Here is a 20022-nt window from a genome sequence, read left to right on the forward strand (position 1 = left end):
GCTGACTAAAAAACAAATATTGAAAGCAGATCACATTTCTTTATTTAGCTTCAGTTGCTAACGTATTTTATTTGCTCACAAACTCACAAATACCTTACTTATGTATCTCGGTGTATCTTGTTGCTGCTCGCGGTAGAGGTTTATTTCTGTCTCTAAAAATGCAACAAGTCGTTTACAACTTGATGTGCTGTGTTAGCTTAGATAGCAAAATACTGTTCGCTATAGACTTTTAGAGGCATTTAAGATGAGAACACCGATAATCTCCTCCCTAGCACTGTTAATTAGCTGCTCGTTAAGTGCGTCGTGTTTTGCGACAGATTTAGCTGAATCGACAGCCGAAAATATGCCACAACTTGAAGCGTTATATTTGCATTTGCACCAGCACCCAGAGCTGTCTTATCAAGAGCAAGCAAGCAGTGCGCGCATGGCGAAAGAGCTCAGGGGATTAGGCTTTGAAGTGACTGAAAAAGTCGGTGGTTATGGTGTGGTAGGGCTACTTAAAAATGGCGATGGGCCAACTGTGATGATCCGCGCAGATATGGATGCGCTGCCAATTACAGAGCAAACAGGTAAACCTTATGCGTCAAAGGTTAAAGTGTTAAATGCCAATAACCAAGAGGTGGGCGTGATGCATGGCTGTGGGCATGATATCCATATGACCAGTCTTATCGGTACGGCGCAGCAGTTAGTTGCCAATAAAGAGAAGTGGCAAGGCACATTAATGATGGTGGCACAACCTGCTGAAGAAGTGGGCGGCGGCGCGAAAGCTATGTTAAAACAGGGCTTGTTTACTGACTTTGCCACACCAGATTATGTACTTGGTCTGCATGTCAGTGCCTCAATTCCTGCTGGTAAAGTCGGAATAACGCCGGGTTATGCGTTAGCTAATGTGGACTCGGTTGATATCACGGTTAAAGGTGAGGGCGGCCATGGTGCTTACCCACATTTAACGAAAGATCCGGTTGTGTTGGCATCACGCATTGTCGTTGCCTTACAGACGATTACCAGCCGCGAATTATCACCGCTAGAGCCAAGTGTAATTACTGTTGGTTCAATTCATGGTGGCTCAAAACATAATATTATTTCCAATGAAGTGAAGTTACAGTTAACGCTGCGCTCCTATAATCCAGAGGTGCGTCTTGCACAAATTGCTGCAATTAAACGCTTAACCAAGGGCATAGCGATTAGTGCAGGGCTGGATGAAGCGCTTTATCCTGAAGTATATGTACATGAAGATGAACGCATTCCCTCAACCTATAACGACCCAATGTTAACCAATAAAGTACAAACCAGTATTATCGCAGAAATTGGCGCTGATAACGTAGTGAAAGCAGATGCGGTTATGGCTGGCGAGGATTTTGGCTTATACGGTTTGACTGCAGAGAAACGACCTATCACGTTATTTTGGTTAGGCGCTGTGCCACCGAGTGATTACCAACATAGTATTGAAACAGGTGAGTCGCTGCCCTCGTTACACTCAAGCCTATTTGCGCCTGATTACCCTGCAACAATTCAAACCGGTGTTAGAGCCATGAGTAAGTCCGCAATGGATCTGTTTAATCAATAACAGCTTAACCAATAGAAGCTTCATCGATAACAAGCGCTACAGCTTTTGCTGCGGTGTTTTTGAGTTAGTCATCGGAGTTACGCCGTAGATGTGCGCTGAAAAGTAACATTTACGACGCAAAGCGAGTTAAACAAAGGTTAGCGTTTATTTTCAATTTTAGATAATAGCGCAAAAGTTTGTTGTTGAAGTTGAGTGAGCTTTTTTTGATTAATAATAACAACTGACTTGCTTACAGCGTCGTAGGCTTGTCGGTAGTTATGTTCAACAAACTCAAGCTCTGCAAGCTGGTTTAATGCGCTAACTTGATCCGCAGCTGATCCTGACCTTTTGAGGTAATCGATTGCAAACTCATATTGAGTACGAGCCTGAGAATAACGATTAAGACGCTGATTAATATGCCCCGACCAATTTGCGATATAGCCTAAATATAACCAGTCCTGACTCTTAGCGGCAAAGCTCCTTGCTTGAGACAATAAACTTAACGCGAGCTCTAATTGGTCGTTTTCGAGTTTAACTTGTGCCGCAATAAACTTAACTCTGGCAAGCTGACGCAAATGATTTGGTTTTGCTTGCTCTGCTGCTTGTTCAAGGCGCTTTGATGCTTGTTCTATTTGCTGTTCTTTAAGCTCTATTTGTGCCAATAACCGACTGGCGACAATGTTATTGGGATCTGTGTTTAATAGCGCTTTTAGCTTCGTCTGTGCAACATCTGTTTGATTGTATTGGATAGCTTTAAGTGCTTGAACTAGCGTTTCTGTGAACCAGTCTTGGTCGGTGGTTTGGGTAAATTGGTTACTGGTTGATTGCTTTACTTGTTCAATTAGCTTGGTTTGGAGCTGCTCAATCGAATCAGCTTGCAACACTCCTTCTTCAATTTGATTTTGGCTGATAAGACGGTAATTAAGTTGTAAGTTGGGGGCGCTTGTAAGGGAGGTTTCAACCATTAAGGCCGCGCCGGAAATGACAAATAAACGCGTTAGGTCTATTGGTTGTTGATCGCCAATAAAGCTGGATGTTTGAGTAAGTAAAGCAATGACATCTTCTGCGAGCAATACCGGTGAGTTCGCTGATGTCCCTAGCTGATTTATCACCTGCTCCATGCGTGTATAAGACTGCCAATCTAATTCAATGCTTGGCTCAGCTTGGACAATCGGCAAGATAATGATTGTGCCATCAGCAAGTTTTGGCGGTTTAGAGAGCGAAAGTGTCACTACCGCTATGATGCTCAACAGGCTGACGATTAGGGCTATTAGAGCAATTTTAGGCGATTTACTGACTAACTTTTTGATAGATAAAGACATAAAGTTCCTTTTTGTTTGAGTTAAGTATAAACAACTCAAACGAATAAGGTAGTGCTTAACTGTTACTTTAACTGTGAACTTATTGGGGAGTTAGGTGAGAGAGTTAGCTTAGGGAATTAGCTAGAAGAGTAAAGATAGGGAGAAAGCGATTTTCGTTCTGGCAAGCAATGCCAGAACGAATTGACAAGTGGCTGTATTACTTGTCTAGCTTAGACTTTGAAAAAGCCCAAGGATCTTGCGGTAAGGGCTTATTTTCTACTTCTGCACGAGGCGCAGCTTTGTCATTACTGCGCTGCTTAGGCTTACTATCGCGTGCCGGTTTTGCTCGGTCTGTGCGTGGCTTTTTATCACCACTTGGCGCTGGTTTATTTTTCGGCTTATAGTTTAAGATTGAAATTGGTACTTCTTTACGTGGTGCAAAGCCTTCAATTTCACGACGCTCAATTAAATGGCCTAAACGGCTTTCAATCATGCACAGGTTTTTAAAGTCATCTTTTGAAACAAGTGCAACTGCTTCACCGTTAGCGCCTGCACGACCTGTACGGCCAATACGGTGAATATATTCATCGGCCGGGTATGGCAAGTCGTAGTTAATCACTAACGGTAATTCATCGATATCTAAACCGCGAGCCGCAATACCTGTGGCGATAAGTAGGCCTATTTTACCTGACTTAAAGTCTGCCAGAATTTGTTCACGTACTTCTTGGCTACGACCACCGTGAATGCACTCAGCCGTAATACCACGTTTTTCAAGCTGGCTAACAAGCTTAGCTGCACCTTGTTTGGTTTCAATGAAAATAAGCGCTTGTTGCCAGTTATTTTCTTGAATTAAATGGCTAAGTAGTGCTGACTTTTTGTCTTTATCAACGGTGACTAACCACTGCTCAATCTTAGGTTTGTTGTCAGTATTGTGAGTCACTGAAATTTCGATTGGGCGAGTAATAGTGGCGCGCGCTAACTCTTTAACTTGGCGTGAAAGGGTGGCTGAGAACAATAAACTTTGTCTATCAACAGGCAGCTTTTCAATGATTTTATTGATGTCTTCAATAAAGCCCATATCCAGCATTCTGTCGGCTTCATCTAGCACTAGAATTTCTAGCTCATCAAAATGAATTGCGCGCTGAGTATACATATCAAGCAAACGGCCTGGTGTGGCAACCAGAATATCGACACCTTCAATTAAACGCTCGCGCTGTGGCTTTGAGTCGACACCGCCATACATTGCCATTGAGGTTAGGTTTAAATGCTTACCATATTGACTAATGTTATCTTCAACCTGCACCGCAAGCTCACGAGTCGGCGTTAAAATTAACGCGCGAATGCGCTTTTTACGTTGGGTTTCACTCTGACTTAGCATTTCTAAGATTGGCAGCACAAAGCTTGCGGTCTTACCCGTACCGGTTTGCGCAGCGGCAATCAGGTTACGCTGACTTAAAATAACAGGGATTGTTTTTGCTTGAATAGGAGTCGGGCTAGTGTAGCCTTGCTCAGTAACGGCTTTAACAATGGGAGTGCTTAGTCCAAGCTTAGAAAACGGCATGCGAGTCTCGATTAGGTGTTTGATTTATCTATTGCAGTTATTGGTTTGGCGCAGAATGACGCTAATAACTGTGTTGCTGTTTGCCATTATAACAGCATGTTGCTAATTGCGCTTTAGTGATGATCAAGCTCGTTTGATAGTAAAGCCCATAATCCATAAAAGTCGTTCAAATTAGCTGCAGTCAAATACTGTAGATACATACGACTGTGGTTTCTATGCTAGATAGAGCAAAATTATTTTGGCGAATAGCACCATTATCTTGCAGAACACCTGAGTGAACGCTAAACCGGAATACACAAACAATCATCTACCACTCTAATTAGTCTATCCTTTCTGGATGTAATGCTTCTTATCAAAGCCTATGGAGATGTTAACGATGATTACACCACCAAATACCAACCATACCTATCCGCGTTCTTTTAGCCATTTAGGTCTTTCTGTACCTGATTTAGATGCAGCAGTGAAATTTTATACAGAGGTTCTTGGTTGGTATCTAATCATGAAACCAACAGAGATCCTTGAAGATGATTCGGCAATTGGGGAAATGTGTACCGACGTGTTTGGCGCTGGGTGGGAACGATTTAAAATTGCTCACTTATCTACTGGCGATCGAGTCGGTGTGGAGATCTTTGAATTTAAAAACGCACAAAACCCTGAAGATAACTTTGAGTATTGGAAAACAGGTATCTTTCATTTTTGTGTGCAAGATCCTGATGTTGAAGGGCTAGCCGAAAAGGTTGTTGCTGCTGGTGGTAAAAAACGTATGAAAGCGCCTCGTTACTATTACCCCGGAGAGAAACCATATCGCATGATTTATATGGAAGATCCATTTGGGAATATTCTTGAGATCTATAGTCATAGTTATGAACTCACCTATTCAGACGGTGCTTATTAACATTGCTACATCGAGGATAGTGTACGTTTCTATTATTTAGCTAAACCACATCCCAGTAGCATAAGTTACTACCCCTTGTGCTACTGAATTTCTCCGCTAAAAAGTCAATCACGACCCTTACTTTTGCCGCTAGATTATCCGTCTCAAGGTAAAGTGCACTGATTGATTGCTGCTCTAGACTGGTTGAAACTTGGTAATCGTCAAATAAAGAAACCAGCTTACCACTCTTCAATTCTTCCCCAATCAGCCACGTAGGAAAGACCACAATCCCACTGCCACCAACGGCACTGGTAACCAAGGTTTCTGCATTGTTACCATAGAGGGAGCCAAATACCTCATACGGTGCTAATTTTTCCTTACCGATAAACCAACGTTGTAATCCTGCCGTTCCCTTAAATACCAGACAGTTATGCTGCTCGAGTTGTTCTGGCTTACTTGGCGTACCGTAAGACTTTAAATAGCTCGGGCTTGCCGCCATGACATAACGTTGCTTAGCAAAACGCTTCATTCTTAAAGAAGAGTCTTGTGGTACACCAATACGGATCATTAAGTCGATAGCATCTGCTGCGGGATCGACAAAGCTATCGGTCTGTTGAACCTCAACCTTGAGTAGAGGATAACGTTCTAATAATTCAGGTAAATAAGGAGCGATATGAAGCCGCCCAAAGGCAACTGGGACACTGATTTTCACTGTACCACGAGGTGTATTTGCGCGCTGTTCAATGTGTTCAACAACACGTTCATACTGATTAATAATATCGGTGCAATGCTTATTAAATGCCGCACCTTCATCGGTTAATGAAATCGATCGGGTATGACGATGTAACAGTTTAGTTCCAACCTTCACCTCTAGCTGCGCCATCTTACGAGAGACTGACGATGGCGTCATATCTTGTCGACGGGCCACTTCAGAGAAACTACCAAATTGGGTGGTCATCAAGAAAAGTTTAATTTCCAACAACGATACATCGTAATTCACAAACTCTCCTATATTCATTTGGTTTTACTGACCTAACCTAGTTAAAAGCTAAACATTAAAAAAGGCAAGCTAATACCTAGCTTGCCTTAATATGAGCTGATTAAGCGGTAAGAATATTTTCTGTTACGATGAAATGTGCATCCTCTGCGAAAGATTGAAATTGCTCTACAATCTTTTGCATTGCTTGGGTTTGAATATCGCTTAGAAAGGCGTCTTCTGAGTCAATATTAATCACCTCAAAATAATTCCATGGCGACGGCTTATCTTGTCCAAACATACTAATTCCCTTAAACACCTCGAACGATGAAACGCTACTGAGTTTATTGACCGTGGGTAGATCGGATTCTTTTGCCCATTGCAGATAAAGGGCTTCGTCAGCCGTGGATTTAAGGTTAAAAAATACAATAAGTGTTTTAGCTGACATGCTGCGGTTCCAGTCTAGTTTGAGTTGAATCTTCTGTTGTCACAGGCGTATCGAGCCTTGTTTGTGTTTGAGCATTTGCGAGGTAAATACAAAGCAATGCACAAGCGATACAAACCATTGCTGCTATACGCCAATAATTCAGAACAATGGGGGCATTGCCAAGCCAACCCTGGGTATCAATCACTAGGCTCATGATCATCTGACCTAAAATCGTGGCAACAGTGGCAATGGCAACACCGACTTTAGGCACAGCAGCTACCATCACAATCATGTAAACAATGCCAAACAGTGCGCCCGCGAGTTGCCACTTAGGCACTGTTAACAGCGTGGATTCATAACTCGGTTCAAAGAAAAAAATCAACAAGCCGGTAATGACCGTACCCATGCTAAATGTCAGCAAAGCGCTCTCAATCACCCCAACTTTTTCGCCAAGTTGACCGTTGATCGCTGCTTGAGCACTTAACGCCATGCCTGAAGCAATTGCGAGTAAAATAATTAACGTCATGATTGTCCTCCTAAGTAAACAAAGCAAAGCGCCAGAAAAACAAAAAACATACCAAGCATACGTAATGGGTTGCTGGCTTGTTTTGCCACACCGAACCAGCCGAAATAGTCAATGGCAAAGCTCTTAGTGATTTGTCCGAGTAAGACACAAACCATGGTCATTGCCACTCCTAAAATTGGTGTTGATAATGTTAATGTGACTACGTAAATAGGCCCCAATAAACCACCGATAAGTTGCCATTTTGGAATACTGTTCCAGTCGATGAATTTTCCTTGCGGCGTAAAGTGACGGATCATCCAAAGCAGTGCTGTACCTACACCAAATATACTCAAGGTTGCCCATAAGTGACCGACTTGCTCGCCTAGGGGGCCTAAAAGGCCTGCTTCAAAAGACAGCCCCATACCGGCGAAAACGATTAGAACAATAGAAAGAATATTCATCGTGGATCAAACAACCCTACTGAAGAGTGTTTAGCAAAAGCTTTACCTTTTGGATAAGACACTAGCTCTAATTGCATTCCCCAAGGAGCCATAAAATAAACCCATGACTCTCCCTCTGTTGGACCTTCAGTCATGATGGTTGGCCCATCAAGAACCTCAATACCTTGCTGTTTTAGATACGCAACTGCAGCGCTCATGTCCTCAACATAGAAAGCCAGATGATGACCGCCAATGTCAGCGTTATTTGGAGCAACTTTATTGCGCGCTATCGTATCTGCGTATTCAAAGATCTCTAAGTTAATCCCTTTCGCACTCATCACTGCAATCTTGGTAATTTCCGCTCGCGGGAGCACATTTAAATGATCTTGCATCCAATCATCAGCTGAACTGAATGGGCCGAACTCGTAAGCCAGTTCAAATTCAAAGTGCTCTCTGAAGAATGCAATCGCTTCATCAATATTTGGCACAGTGAAGCCGATGTGATCTGGTTTTTTTAAGCCAGGGATCGCCATTAGATATCTCCTCGTTGGTGACGGATTTTATTTAATGCCCCCATAGTGGTCGCCCCTTTATTAAAGCCTGTGTATGCCGATGCAAATACGATGAGTTCTTCCAGCTCTGCGTACGTCACACCCTGTTTGAGCGCCATATCAACGTGAGCACCAAATGGGTTGCCTTCACCGGTAACATTTAATGCCATTTGGTCAATTGCAATACAGATTAATGCTTTGGTTTTTTGGTCAATTAATGGAAGTCCCCATGCTTCTCCAGCAACGCGCACTGTCATGTCGCCCCAAGCTGAATTGATTGATTTGAGGCCATCAATCAGTGCTTGATCGTCCAGCACTGCATTTTCATATTTGCTAGTCATACTCGATATTCTCTTAGTGGATAAAGTTCGCCGTAGCGGATAGCGAGCATTATAGAGATTGGAGCTTTTGGAAAAATAAGAGGATTGGAACAGCACTTATGCAAATTCTGCACAGATGATGGCAGTGGAGGATAGAGGGTAGAGTCTTACCTTAAGTTATCGTAATAAGTTAGCAGTAAGTTACTGATTATAATTTGTATTGTGTGCTAATAGGGCGAGATCGGATGTAATTCTCCCTTGGAATAACTTTTAGCTGAATATATCCAAATAAAATATGAATAAGCTTGGTTTTAGCTCACCTTGGACATCTCCAAGTTAGATACTAAACCGCTTTAGCCAAAAGAAGGCTACTATTACTGGGTATGTAAGGCTGTGGACTTCAATGACATAGCCGCGATAAGGTATCTAGCCCATAGCAACGCTATAAAGATAAATTTAAGCAGGCTTGATTCGAAGCCTGCTACTTCATTGTGACCTTACCACCAACCATCTTAAAGGCGGGCGCGCCTCTAATCAGTGTGTCACGGGCAAAGATTTGCTCACAGCTTGGGCATTGGCAAGGCGTTGTGGTGTAGTCTTCGACAATGCGCTCTTTAAAGCATTTAACTAATGCACCTTTGCCGCCTTTTCGGTATTTAAACAGTTGGGTTTTACATTTAGCGCAATAGATCTCAACGGTTTGAGTTGGGCCTTTTTTATTAGGTTTCGCCATTAATCTCTCTTCAGCGCCAGAATTTACAGTCAGCTAGTTTGCCATAAAACTCATCTAATTAAAGCGGCATTAATAGGCTTACACTCAGTAATAACACTCAGCAATCTATATTCAGTAACAACACCCGGTAACATCACGCAGTAACGATAACCAGTGCTTGTCGTATTTTATCGTTAGGTATTATTTAGCCAGCAAAGCTGTCTCTTATTAGTGCTGAGCTTTGCAGCTAAGATAAAATTCAAATGAGTGTTTAACATTGTTGTAACGCAGTTTAAGATGGCTATTAGATAAATGTTTAGCATAGATAAAGCGCAAGTCTGCGCAGGGAGCAGCTAAAGCAATGCATAAAATAATAAAAATAGCGGTTATAGCAACTGTCACTTTGGCTGTGATTGCGGCCTTAGGAACTTATTGGGCATTTTCATCAAGTCTGCCGAAGCTCAATCATTCGGTGAACTCGGATAGTATTACTAACAAAGTCTTGTTGGAACGTGATCGTTTAGGTACAGCAATTATTAGCGCCGATCACCGTCAAGATGCCGCTTATGGTCTTGGTTATGCTCATGGACAAGATCGCTTTTTTCAAATGGACCTTCTTAGACGCAACGCTGCGGGCGAGCTTGCTGAGATCTTCGGTGAAAAAGCTCTTGAGTTAGATAAGCGTCGCCGTTTCCATCAATTACGTAAGCGCGCCAACATTATTATTGCAACACTAAAGCCGCAGCATCTAGCCTTGCTAACCACTTATGCTCAAGGAGTGAATGATGCAATAGCAGCGCAAAGTATTGATTCGTTTGAGTACCTATTAACTGGTGCAAAACCCAAACCTTGGCTGCCAGCAGACAGTCTGTTAGTTATTTTTAGCATGTATCTCGATCTACAAGGCAACACAATCAAGCGTGATTTAGCTTTGACCAAAGTTGAACATCTATTTGGACCAGAAATGCGCAAATTTGTAACACAGCCAAGCCATTATCAAGCGGCGTTGGACTCGAGCCTTATTGCGTTAGATAGCGGCAATATTCCTACGCTGGATCCGTTATTACTTAGCCATGCTGTTACTTACGATATTGCGGAGCCTTTAGAAATTGGCAGTAATAACTGGGCGGTAACATCAGCCTTAACAAGCAATGGCAATGCGATGTTGTCTGATGACATGCATCTGTCTTTTGCGGTGCCGATTATTTGGTATCGCGCTCAACTTAACTACAAGCTGCAAAATTCGAAAGTTGCTCAACCGCAAGACGTGCAGATCACAGGTGTGTCTTTGCCGGGGGCTCCTGCAATAGTGGTTGGCAGTAACGGCAAGGTTGCATGGGGCTTTACCAATGCGTATATCGACACCGCCGACTGGGTAGCGATTGATGCACAAACGCCAATTTATATTGAAAATGAAACCATAGCGCTAGCTGATTCTGAGGTTAACTATGAAATTGAAATTTCACCTTATGGGCCGGTAAAGCAGCTTGGCGAACAAAAATACGCGCTCTCTTGGGTGGCACATCAGCCTTACGCCGTTGATATGCAGCTGGTGGATTTAGACAGTATTACCAGTGTTGAAGCGGGGCTTGAGTTAGCATCAACTATGGGGATCCCGGTGCAAAACATGTTGCTGGTAGATGATTCAGGTAATGCGGCATGGAAACCTGCTGGCGCTTTCCCCGCGAGAACGAATCCGAGCAATGTAGCAATAGCCCCCATTGAGTTTCAACCTGTTAATTGGCAAAAGCCTAATCGGCAGTTACCGCAAGTGGTTAACCCACAGCAAGATAGATTATGGTCAGGTAATTCTCGAGTCGTATCGGCTAAGATGCATGAGCAACTTGGTGATGGAGGCTACGCGCTAGGAGCAAGAAGCAGCCAGATTAGAGATAGGTTATTTGAGTCTGATGTTTTTTCGATTGACGATTTTTATCAGCTGCAATTAGATAATCAAGCGCGCTTTTTACAAGATTGGCAAAGTTTATTATTAAGCTTGCTTGAGCGCGATCCTAAACGCTATGCGCGTGATATTGAGCAGGTAAAAAACTGGCAAGCTTGTGCTTGTGCCGATTCTGTTGGCTACACCTTAGTGCGTCATTTTCGCACTCAGCTTATTGATAGCACTTTTGCGCCACTTGAAACAGAGCTTGCAAAATCATCGTTGAGTTTAGCTCCAATAAAACGCAGCCTTGAGCCGGGAATGTGGCAACTTATTGAGCATCAGCCGCCAACTTGGCTGCCAAAAGCATATAAAAATTGGCAAGAGTTTATGTTGGCTAGCTACGTTAAAAGCCGTGATAAGTTACTTGCTAAACATAGTGAGCAAGGGCGATTAACCGATCTTGCTTGGGGTAAGGTGAATCAGCTTAAAATTCAACACCCGTTTTCTAAGCAAATGCCTGCACTTAGTGGTTTGTTAGATATGCCAGTTGTTGAAGGTTTTGGTGATAGCTTTATGCCTGCGGTACAAGGAGCGTCATTTGGTGCTTCTCAGCGCTTTATTGTGCAAGCGGGTGATGAGCAGAATGCGATAATGACTGTGCCCGGCGGTCAATCTGGACATCCTTTGTCTGAGTTCTATCGAGCAGGGTTTGATGAATACGCGGCTCAGCAAAATACGCCATTACTGCCGGGAGAGGCAATCTATCAACTTCAAATTCTACCAAGCTATACTGACTAAGGCTTTAAACGGATAGCTTGATGCCTAGTTTACTTGATAAATAATTAGCTTGATAAATAGCTGGTAAGCAGATGTTTGGTTATAAGTGAGCTAAGTAACTAACAAGCTAGGGAGCCTTGCTCCCTAGCTTGAGTGAGGTTAGTTTTGGCCGTTATCTTTCAGCCATGGAGCTTGGCCGAGCTGCTGTTTCAGCAAATCAACAAATCCGGATATTCGAGCCGAACGCTCTTTCATTGGGCTGCTAAGCAGGGCAACAATGTTGGCGTTGGGTAAGCTGTATTCGGGGAGTAATCGCACGAGTTCGCCGCTGTTTATTTGCGGCTGAACATCCCACTCTGAGCGCATAATAACGCCAAGTCCCGCTAACGCCCAATCTTTGATCACTCGGCCTTCGTTACTCGCAAGGCTTGGATTTATTCTTATCTCTTGGTGCGTGAGTTGTTTATTGTGACTAAATTGCCATAGGGTCACATCTTCGTTGTTTTCCCTAAGGGCAATACAGTCGTGCTTGGTGAGTTGTTGCGGCGTTTGCGGATACCCCATGCGAGCAAGGTAGGCAGGCGAAGCGCAAATAAAACGTTGATTACTTGCAAGTGTAATCATCTTTAATGACGAATCGTTAAGCGCGCCAATATAAATGATGATGTCCCATTTATGATGATTTGACCAATTAGGGTTATCTGACAATTCAAGCTCTATATCAAGCTGGGGATGACAGAGTTTGTACTCAGCCAGTAATGGCGCTATGTAATCGTTGCCAAACCCAAGCGGCGCTAACACCTTTAACTTACCTGATACCACAGACTTTCGTTGGTCGATGAGTTCTTGAAGTTCATCCAAGCTTTGTAAAATGCTGAGACCTTTATCGAGTAGCAATTGGCCCTCTTCGGTAAGGCTGACCACGCGTGAAGGACGCTGGATCAGGCTAATCGATAGTTTCTTTTCAATATGCTGCAACCTTAATGTCACTGATGGTGGCGTGATATTTAGTGTTCTAGCGGCATCAGCTAAGGTGCGATGACTGGCGATTACGCTGATAAAACGTAGATCTTCAGTACTAATCATTTGGTTTGAACCTAATCTATATCTTGATAATAGTTAATATAAAATAAATGCGTGCTGGTGGATACTGAGCATTAAACAAGAAGTTTGATGTCTTTCAAATACTTTGAATATAAGCATTTTCCAAAGCATCATGAATACAAGCCACTGTGGCTAGGCATCAAACTTGTTAGATTGATTGATGAACTAGGATATTAAAGATGCCATCTACTCAAATACTTTCCACGACTCAGCAAAGTCAGTATCAAGCAATTGATACACCGTTTTTATATGTAAATAAGCCAGTATTTATTAATAACCTCAGTCAACTACGCCAAAAAATTGAAGGATTAGGTGCAAACCTAAGACCGCATTTTAAAACGTTAAGATCACTTGAAGCAGCCGAGTTTTTATTACCCACTAAAAACTCACCAGTCACTGTATCAACGGTAAAAGAGGCCGAGGCCTTAGCATCTAAAGGTTACACAGACATTATTTATGCAGTAGGTATTGCCGATGGTAAGTTGCCGCGTATTGCTAAAATGTTGGACCAAGGTATTAATGCAAGAGTTTTACTTGATAGTGTTGAGCAAGCGCATCAGCTAAATCATTTCTGTGGTTCTTATGACTGCCAAATACCAGCATTAATTGAAATTGATTGTGATGGCCATCGTGGTGGTATTCCACCGGAAGCCGATAAGTTGATTGAAATTGCTCAGATACTAACGTCTGGCGCAGCGAGTTTTCACGGCGTACTCACTCACGCTGGTGAGTCATATCAATGTTTTGAAAAACAGCAATTAATTGATGCGGCGCAAAATGAAGTTGCAGCGGCTGTACAAGCTGCTGAGCGCATTCGCGCAGCGGGTATGCAATGTGACATCGTTAGTATTGGTTCAACACCAACAGCGCAAAGCTATCAAAACCTTGATGGGATCACCGAGGTTAGAGCGGGTGTGTACACCTTCTTCGATTTAGTCATGGCAGGGCTAAACGTGTGTCAGTTAACTGATATTGCCGCAACGGTAGTGACCAGTGTTATTGGTCATAATCCTGATAAAAACTGGATTTTCATTGATGCGGGTTGGATGGCTCTTTCGGGTGATAGAGGTACTGCAGAGCAGCCAAAAGATTGTGGTTATGGTTTAGTGTGTGACGACAGCGGTCACGTGTTATCAGGTCTACAGGTTATAACTGTTAATCAAGAGCACGGCATTATTGAAGCAGTTGATGGCGGCGTTATTGATTTAGCGCAGTTCCCGGTAGGTAGTCGTCTACATATTTTGCCGAACCACGCCTGTGCAACAGCTTCAATGCACGCTCAGTACCATGTATTTGATACTGATGGTGATAATGGTGGCTATGAGATCTGGAATCGAGTGCAGGGGTGGTAATATGATCTATTTAACTGAAGCGCAAACATCAAAGCTCATCTCCCATGAGCTGGCTTATATCGCTGTTAAAGAAGCGTTTGTCGCTGCCGTAGATGATAAAGCAACCTTGTTCCCGGTAGTTAATGCACAGGGCGCGAACCTTAATGAAATGTTCTCATTAAAGTCGGCTTCAACGCCAAACCTTGTCGGCTGGAAAACAGGCAGCTATTGGCCTGATAACCATAAACATGGTTTACCATGCCACGGCACTAACGTATTTTTACTCGATCCATTAACCGGTATGTTGCAGGCGGTGATTGCTGCCACTACCGTTAATGCTTACCGCACTGGTGCTGCCGATGCAGTAGCAGTGAGTTACCTCGCGAGAGAAGATGCTACGGTATTAACTGTTTTTGGTACCGGTCATCAGGCTGAATATGAAGTGCTAGCAGTGAGCAAGGTTCGTTCATTAACTAAGGTATTGGTAGTTGGCCGTAGTGCTAGCAAAACTGAAAACTTGGTTAAGCGTTTATTAGAAAAAGGCATTAATGCCGAAGCTTGTGATGCACAAGCTGCTTGTGAACAAGCAGATATTATTATCACAGCAACCACAGCTCAAGCGCCTTTATTTGAAGCGCAGTGGGTACAAGCAGGAACGCATATTTCTGCAATGGGCGCTGATAAAGTGGGTAAGCAAGAGTTGCCAACTGACCTATATAGTCATGCTCGCTTGTTTTGCGACTTTGCTTCTCAATCTATTGTTATTGGTGAGTTTCAACATAGCAGAAATACGCCGATAATTGAGATTGGTCAGGTGATAAACGAGTCCGCAACAGGACGTCAAAGTGCTGATGAGGTGACCATTTTTGATAGCTCAGGTATTGCGATCCAAGACTTGTTTGTTGCATCGCATATTTTAGCGCTGAGTCAACAATAGTTTAGGCTTTTGGCTGGATACTGTTTGGAATTAGATGCAGTGTAAAGTTAGATATGATTTGGGGTTAGCTATATAGCTAACCCCAAATTTTTGCTGTGTATTTTGATATATGCTGAGAAACGACATTATTTGTGTCGGTCAGAGCAAGTACAACTTAGATAAGCGCCAAATTTATGGTAATTGACCAGTTGAGCCGTCAGGGTTGTAGAAAGCATCAATAATTTCTATTTCACCAGTTTTAAATTTGTAGTTCATCACCTTAGTAGGTAATGAGCGCTGAATAAAATACAGATCGCGATAGATACACATATCACCACGATAGGTGTAAGCAATATCGACATCTGCAGTCATTAGATCGCCATCACTAACCGCACCAATTGTGAAGTCTGTATCGGTAATGCCATGCCATAGTTCACCACAAGCTTTATGCACATCAGTACTCGTGCCTGATGTTGAGTACGGAAAACCTGTGTCACTTGATGCAACATTACCTTGGCCAAAGCCTGAGAGCTTTTCAACCGCAGTGTTGTAGCCTTTGGCTAACCAACCGCTATGGTATAGTTTTACGGCACTTTCAAATGATGAAAACTGACCGCTCATCGCAGAGATCCTAGCGTCATCTTGAACATTGATGAATTTCGGCAGTGCCACAGCAGCAAGTATACCGAGAATAATAATCACGATGACTAATTCAATTAATGTAAAGCCTTTCGTATTTTGTTTCATCACCGCTCTCTACTTGTAAAAATATGCAGTATTAAATTAAGTGAATTATTGTACATTTTATACGAGACTCGTAAATTGATCTGAACCCGATCTAATGTTTATTTTTACTAGTGCGAATATAGCCAGCTTAAGGTGGGTGGTAGCTAATCATCTGTAAAATAATGATTAAATAGTTTTATATATTAGTTTTTTTATTGGTTACTACTAATGGATAAGTTTTTATATTGCTAGAAATAGCTAATAAGTTGCGACCATGAGCTGTCATTAACTCTGTTTAATAGGCTAAATTGACTTAAATTATTGTATTTTGCTGTGTTCTATTGATGCAGGTTTTGAAAGAGTAAGCCTTGTAGCCACATCTTGAAGTGGCAAATAGCTCTGACTTAGGGGAAAGTACTCGAACGAGTTTAGGCTTGATGACCGATTTTATTTGCTTCTAATTGCTCAATCTCATCAACAGTAATAGTAGTTTTTGACAACTGGTTACGACCACAGGCTTTAGCATGATAAAGCGCCTTATCTGCGATTAATGCAGCCTGACTGCCAATAATATGCGACTCACTTTTAAATTCAAAATCATCAACAGCAACAACTGTGCAAACCCCAAGGCTCACAGTAACGTAATTAGCGGTTGATGAGTTTGGATGAGGTAGGTTGAGCTCTGCAAAAGAGTGCAGCATCGCATCGAGCTTTCTCTGCAAGGGCTCATCAGGTATGTCTCGAAATAACATAATAAATTCTTCACCACCAAAACGGGCACAAATATCTTCTGCACGGTAAAACTGTTGCGATAGTGTTTGTGCCACTTTTATTAATGCTTCATCCCCAGCAAGGTGCCCAAGAGTATCGTTGTACTCTTTAAAATGATCCACATCGGCAATGATGAGAGTAAAGCCAATTTGTTGCCGGGCTAGCAGTTGGCAATAGGTTTCAAGTCGCTGCTCAAAAGCGCGACGATTGGGAATATTGGTTAATTTATCAATAAAAACTTGTTCATTAAGCTGTTTAGTTTGTTCCTGAATCGTCCCCATTAGGGCGTTGAAGTGAGTCGCAACTTTGACTAGCTCAGTAATAGGGTAGTGATACCTTAGCTTTTTAATTTCACGACTTTTATCCATTTTTTTAATATCTGAAGCCAGCTTTCTAACTGGCCTGACTAAGAAGTAGGAGTAAAGGAAATAAGCGAGGATCAGTAAAAATGACATCTCAACTAATAGAATTATTATACTGTAATCTAGCATCGGCGGCGGTTGGTTATTGGTATGGTAAAGCACTAACTTCAACAGAGGCTTACCATCGACATTAGTTATTAACCGTTCGGATGTAGCGGTTACTTTATTAAGCTTAGTGTTTGCGCCTAATCTCGCTAATTGTGCGTCTGCGGCATCAGCCATAGCGATTTCAACACCTGCGGCAGTGTATTGCGATAGCTCAGCGATGAACCATTCATCAATTAACCTAATGAAGACTAAATAACCAAGTTGGGAGCCGCTACGATCAGATTTTAAAATGCTGGTAGAGCTATAAATTGCTGGACCGTATCGTGTGGCGATAACCCCATGGGTAGAAGGCACATCATCAGGGGAGTCTAACGGCTTACTTGCCGGTGGGTGTGCCTGTTTGGTTTGTGGAGATAATGCGATGTTTTGTGGATGTTGTTTAAAGTCAGTTAATTCAAAGACCAGCGGTATATCATTTCTATGATTAAAACCTTTACTAAAAACTGGCTGATTTGTACGGTTGAATATAAATACTCCGTCGACTTTTAAACTCTTGAACGTATCATCTGGGTACTCATGTTTTTCATAGTACCTTTTAGCGCTCGCTGAGTTTGATTTCATATAGCTGTAGGTTCTGTCCCACACCGCATAGTCGTAATTAATGGTTTGTAGTGGCTTTCTCATTTGCTGAAAAGCGTAATTTAAAGAGGTGAGCTCTTGCTCAGATAATTTAACTAATGAGGCCTCAATTAATGGTAGTTGCACCCAAAACCTAAAGGCAAATACAGCTGTGGCAAATAAGATAAAAATGCCCGCAGAAAGCCTAAGTTGTAATTGATTAAAGGTTTGAGAGTGTATTTTGATGATAACGAGAAACCTTTTTCCAAACAGAGCGACTCTAATCAGTAAAGATCAATAACGAATCTCTAGCCAACTTTTATGACGATATAAATCAGGTACCTTGTTGTTTTACTGGGCAACTTGCTTGTTTGCTAGCAGTATAAATGAGTAGAGCCCTGCCTTAATTATAATTTGCTTGTAAAGTCAGAGTGCTGATATTTTCAGGCTTACAGGCTAAATAGCCTCATATTGACCACAATAAAAAAAGCCACTAATCAAGATTAGTGGCTTTTTAGACTGGTGCTTTGTAAGTGTATTAGGCCATTCTTTGGTTTGGCTTCCAGCGAAGTAACTGTGCTGGCACTTTAACGCCTTGAGCCGTTAGCGAGTTAATACGATTTAAGTAAGCCGCGCCGTACATTAAGTGCTTTGCCAAATCGACGGCATTTCGGTCTTGATAGTTATCTAAGTAACTGCCTTTTGCCCATTGGTTAAATGCACCGAGAGCAGGGCCAGCCCAAATTTGATAATCCATTTCACGACCCACTTCGCCTGAGTTTGACCAGCGACTAGAAAGACCTAAGTACCAACGGAAAATCAATGCCATTTTACGCTTAGGGTTACCCTCTGCGCGTTCGATTTGCTTAGGGTCGCGCTCGTTAAAGTGCGCCACTGTACCTGCCCATATTTCATCTAGGCTTGAGCGGAATACTTGTTTCTCAAGCTTTTCACGCTCGTCTAATGGGATCGCTTCGATTGAATCGTAACGGGTGTAGATCTCATATAGCTTGTTAGCGCGCATTGGGAATAGCGTGCCGCGCTTAACCACCTGCAGTTTTACGCCCATCTCGAACATATCTGCAGCTGGTGCCATAGTCACATCGGCCATTTCAGTGGTGGCAAGTAATTTACGAGTGTGATCACTTGCGCCCGCTTCAACACAAGCTTGGTTGATAGAGCCGGTAACAATATACGCCGCGCCCATGTTAAACGTTGCCAGCGCTGCATCAGGCGTACCCACACCGCCACCACAACCGACACGAATAGGAGTGTCGTATTGGTATTTAGCTTGAATTTCTTCTTTCAGCGCTAAAATGGTTGGCAGCAATGTTACTAATGGACGGTTATCAGTATGGCCACCTGAATCGGCCTCTGCAGTGATGTCGTCAGCCATAGGTACAAGTTGCGCCAGCTCCATTTGCTCAGCGGTAATTGAACCGTCATCAACTAGTTTTTGTAGCATTTTTGCGGGCGCTGGCATCATAAACTTTTCAGCCACTTCGGTGCGACTTACTTTAGCGATAACCTTGTTACCAACCACAACTTTACCTTGTGCGTCTCGGCTCAATCCTGCTGCACGGTAATAGACGATTTGTGGTGTTAGACCTAAGAAAGCTGATGCTTCAACGGTGCGTACCTTATGCTTTAAAAATAGCTCTACGCTGCCACGCTCTAATGCTGGCTCGCTAGGACTATGGATAAGGTTAAACATATAAGGGCCATTTGGCAGCGCTGCTTGAATACGGTTAATTGCCGCTTCAACGCGACTTGGAATAAGACCGGCTGCTCCAAACGAACACAAAATGCCAGCTTGACCTAGGGCAATCACTAGCTCTTCAGATGAAATACCGTTTGCCATAGCGCCTGCGTAATAAGCGTATTTAACGCCGTGAACGCGGCGGAAATTATTGTCGCCTAGGCTTTCGGTACCTAATGCAGGAGTAAAAGCACTAACAGGTAAATCTGTGCTGTTTGCCGCTTGTTCAGTCACGATATCGGCAGTTTGCGCAATACCAAAGCCGTGGTCGGCATGATTGACCACGTAACATGCCCGGCTAAAATCTTTAAGTTGTTGTTCCATCACTTGCACGTCAAAACTGATATTTGACTCTGTCACAGCCCATGGCCACGGAGAAAGCATTTCGTTAGTTGCTGTAGGATTCATTATTTGTAAGACCCTTAATTATTTATATTGAGCTTGCGGCTCTT

Annotated in this window: 18 protein-coding genes; 5 read left to right on the forward strand and 13 right to left on the reverse strand. The window is 42.8% G+C overall.

Features of this window, described 5'->3' with window-relative positions; all coding sequences use genetic code 11:
- The first annotated feature begins 244 nt into the window (after positions 1-244).
- Entirely contained in the window at positions 245-1567 is a 1323-nt protein-coding gene (locus tag L2740_RS08405; RefSeq protein ID WP_248949599.1) for a M20 metallopeptidase family protein, read from the forward strand.
- A gap of 137 nt (positions 1568-1704) precedes the next feature.
- Here the strand turns inward: L2740_RS08405 and L2740_RS08410 are convergent, their stop codons facing one another.
- Together L2740_RS08410 and L2740_RS08415 are read right to left on the reverse strand one after the other, a co-directional pair.
- Positions 1705-2868 (reverse strand): tetratricopeptide repeat protein, encoded by a 1164-nt coding sequence (locus tag L2740_RS08410; RefSeq protein ID WP_248949600.1) that lies wholly within the window; start codon positions 2866-2868, stop codon positions 1705-1707.
- Between the two features lie 196 nt (positions 2869-3064).
- Positions 3065-4408 (reverse strand): DEAD/DEAH box helicase, encoded by a 1344-nt coding sequence (locus tag L2740_RS08415; RefSeq protein WP_248949601.1) that lies wholly within the window; start codon positions 4406-4408, stop codon positions 3065-3067.
- Positions 4409-4784: 376 nt separating this feature from the next.
- On the opposite strand from L2740_RS08415, the gene L2740_RS08420 reads away from it, so the two are divergent.
- Positions 4785-5303 (forward strand): lactoylglutathione lyase family protein, encoded by a 519-nt coding sequence (locus L2740_RS08420; protein ID WP_248949603.1) that lies wholly within the window; start codon positions 4785-4787, stop codon positions 5301-5303.
- A 40-nt stretch (positions 5304-5343) separates the two neighbouring features.
- Here the strand turns inward: L2740_RS08420 and L2740_RS08425 are convergent, their stop codons facing one another.
- From L2740_RS08425 to L2740_RS08455, 7 genes are all read right to left on the reverse strand, one after another.
- Complete coding sequence (locus tag L2740_RS08425) at positions 5344-6282, reverse strand: LysR family transcriptional regulator (protein WP_248949605.1); 939 nt, start codon at positions 6280-6282, stop codon at positions 5344-5346.
- Between the two features lie 100 nt (positions 6283-6382).
- The gene (locus L2740_RS08430; RefSeq protein ID WP_248949607.1) at positions 6383-6706 is read right to left on the reverse strand and encodes an REDY-like protein HapK; all 324 of its coding nucleotides are present in this window, start codon (positions 6704-6706) and stop codon (positions 6383-6385) included.
- Positions 6696-7211, reverse strand: a complete 516-nt coding sequence (locus L2740_RS08435; protein WP_248949609.1) for a DMT family transporter — start codon at positions 7209-7211, stop codon at positions 6696-6698. Before L2740_RS08435 ends, L2740_RS08430 begins: the two co-directional genes overlap by 11 nt.
- Positions 7208-7651, reverse strand: coding sequence for a DMT family transporter (locus tag L2740_RS08440; protein ID WP_248949610.1), 444 nt, complete (start codon positions 7649-7651; stop codon positions 7208-7210). The genes L2740_RS08435 and L2740_RS08440 overlap by 4 nt, the downstream gene beginning before the upstream one ends.
- The gene (locus tag L2740_RS08445) at positions 7648-8163 is read right to left on the reverse strand and encodes a VOC family protein (RefSeq protein WP_248949611.1); all 516 of its coding nucleotides are present in this window, start codon (positions 8161-8163) and stop codon (positions 7648-7650) included. Before L2740_RS08445 ends, L2740_RS08440 begins: the two co-directional genes overlap by 4 nt.
- Positions 8163-8522 carry a carboxymuconolactone decarboxylase family protein gene (locus L2740_RS08450; protein ID WP_248949613.1) on the reverse strand — a complete coding sequence of 120 codons (360 nt, stop codon included), beginning with the start codon at positions 8520-8522 and terminating at the stop codon, positions 8163-8165. The genes L2740_RS08445 and L2740_RS08450 overlap by 1 nt, the downstream gene beginning before the upstream one ends.
- Positions 8523-8982: 460 nt before the next feature.
- Entirely contained in the window at positions 8983-9234 is a 252-nt protein-coding gene (locus L2740_RS08455) for a hypothetical protein (RefSeq protein WP_248949615.1), read from the reverse strand.
- Positions 9235-9574: 340 nt separating this feature from the next.
- Here L2740_RS08455 and L2740_RS08460 point away from each other — a divergent pair, with 340 nt between their 5' ends.
- The gene (locus L2740_RS08460) at positions 9575-11896 is read left to right on the forward strand and encodes a penicillin acylase family protein (RefSeq protein ID WP_248949616.1); all 2322 of its coding nucleotides are present in this window, start codon (positions 9575-9577) and stop codon (positions 11894-11896) included.
- A gap of 138 nt (positions 11897-12034) precedes the next feature.
- On the opposite strand, the gene L2740_RS08465 is transcribed toward L2740_RS08460, so the two are convergent.
- A complete protein-coding gene (locus L2740_RS08465) occupies positions 12035-12961 on the reverse strand; it encodes a LysR substrate-binding domain-containing protein (RefSeq protein ID WP_248949617.1) in 927 nt (308 codons plus the stop codon).
- A gap of 197 nt (positions 12962-13158) precedes the next feature.
- Between L2740_RS08465 and L2740_RS08470 the strand changes: the two genes are divergently transcribed.
- Positions 13159-14331 (forward strand): DSD1 family PLP-dependent enzyme, encoded by a 1173-nt coding sequence (locus L2740_RS08470; RefSeq protein WP_248949618.1) that lies wholly within the window; start codon positions 13159-13161, stop codon positions 14329-14331.
- Position 14332: 1 nt separating this feature from the next.
- A complete protein-coding gene (locus L2740_RS08475; RefSeq protein ID WP_248949619.1) occupies positions 14333-15247 on the forward strand; it encodes an ornithine cyclodeaminase family protein in 915 nt (304 codons plus the stop codon).
- Between the two features lie 171 nt (positions 15248-15418).
- Here L2740_RS08475 and L2740_RS21455 read toward each other — a convergent pair whose 3' ends face one another.
- The 3 genes from L2740_RS21455 to pfaD all read right to left on the reverse strand — a co-directional run bounded on the left by L2740_RS21455 (position 15419) and on the right by pfaD (position 19978).
- A complete protein-coding gene (locus L2740_RS21455) occupies positions 15419-15973 on the reverse strand; it encodes a prepilin-type N-terminal cleavage/methylation domain-containing protein (protein WP_275974106.1) in 555 nt (184 codons plus the stop codon).
- 407 nt (positions 15974-16380) lie between these two features.
- The gene (locus L2740_RS08485; RefSeq protein WP_248949621.1) at positions 16381-17958 is read right to left on the reverse strand and encodes a sensor domain-containing diguanylate cyclase; all 1578 of its coding nucleotides are present in this window, start codon (positions 17956-17958) and stop codon (positions 16381-16383) included.
- A 391-nt stretch (positions 17959-18349) separates the two neighbouring features.
- Entirely contained in the window at positions 18350-19978 is a 1629-nt protein-coding gene (gene pfaD / locus L2740_RS08490; protein ID WP_248949623.1) for an eicosapentaenoate synthase subunit PfaD, read from the reverse strand.
- Positions 19979-20022 lie beyond the last annotated feature (44 nt).

It is taken from the genome of Shewanella pneumatophori, from assembly GCF_023283895.1.
Taxonomy (GTDB): Bacteria; Pseudomonadota; Gammaproteobacteria; order Enterobacterales; family Shewanellaceae; genus Shewanella; species Shewanella pneumatophori.

What these genes read in the sequence shown, in the direction of transcription:
- L2740_RS08470 (WP_248949618.1), top strand. Translation starts at nt 13,159, where the DNA reads ATGCCATCTACTCAAATACTTTCCACGACTCAGCAAAGTCAGTATCAA.
- L2740_RS08450 (WP_248949613.1), bottom strand. Translation starts at nt 8,522, where the DNA reads ATGACTAGCAAATATGAAAATGCAGTGCTGGACGATCAAGCACTGATT.
- L2740_RS08405 (WP_248949599.1), top strand. Translation starts at nt 245, where the DNA reads ATGAGAACACCGATAATCTCCTCCCTAGCACTGTTAATTAGCTGCTCG.
- L2740_RS21455 (WP_275974106.1), bottom strand. Translation starts at nt 15,973, where the DNA reads ATGAAACAAAATACGAAAGGCTTTACATTAATTGAATTAGTCATCGTG.
- L2740_RS08475 (WP_248949619.1), top strand. Translation starts at nt 14,333, where the DNA reads ATGATCTATTTAACTGAAGCGCAAACATCAAAGCTCATCTCCCATGAG.
- pfaD (WP_248949623.1), bottom strand. Translation starts at nt 19,978, where the DNA reads ATGAATCCTACAGCAACTAACGAAATGCTTTCTCCGTGGCCATGGGCT.
- L2740_RS08415 (WP_248949601.1), bottom strand. Translation starts at nt 4,408, where the DNA reads ATGCCGTTTTCTAAGCTTGGACTAAGCACTCCCATTGTTAAAGCCGTT.
- L2740_RS08465 (WP_248949617.1), bottom strand. Translation starts at nt 12,961, where the DNA reads ATGATTAGTACTGAAGATCTACGTTTTATCAGCGTAATCGCCAGTCAT.
- L2740_RS08430 (WP_248949607.1), bottom strand. Translation starts at nt 6,706, where the DNA reads ATGTCAGCTAAAACACTTATTGTATTTTTTAACCTTAAATCCACGGCT.
- L2740_RS08460 (WP_248949616.1), top strand. Translation starts at nt 9,575, where the DNA reads ATGCATAAAATAATAAAAATAGCGGTTATAGCAACTGTCACTTTGGCT.
- L2740_RS08410 (WP_248949600.1), bottom strand. Translation starts at nt 2,868, where the DNA reads ATGTCTTTATCTATCAAAAAGTTAGTCAGTAAATCGCCTAAAATTGCT.
- L2740_RS08420 (WP_248949603.1), top strand. Translation starts at nt 4,785, where the DNA reads ATGATTACACCACCAAATACCAACCATACCTATCCGCGTTCTTTTAGC.
- L2740_RS08435 (WP_248949609.1), bottom strand. Translation starts at nt 7,211, where the DNA reads ATGACGTTAATTATTTTACTCGCAATTGCTTCAGGCATGGCGTTAAGT.
- L2740_RS08440 (WP_248949610.1), bottom strand. Translation starts at nt 7,651, where the DNA reads ATGAATATTCTTTCTATTGTTCTAATCGTTTTCGCCGGTATGGGGCTG.
- L2740_RS08445 (WP_248949611.1), bottom strand. Translation starts at nt 8,163, where the DNA reads ATGGCGATCCCTGGCTTAAAAAAACCAGATCACATCGGCTTCACTGTG.
- L2740_RS08455 (WP_248949615.1), bottom strand. Translation starts at nt 9,234, where the DNA reads ATGGCGAAACCTAATAAAAAAGGCCCAACTCAAACCGTTGAGATCTAT.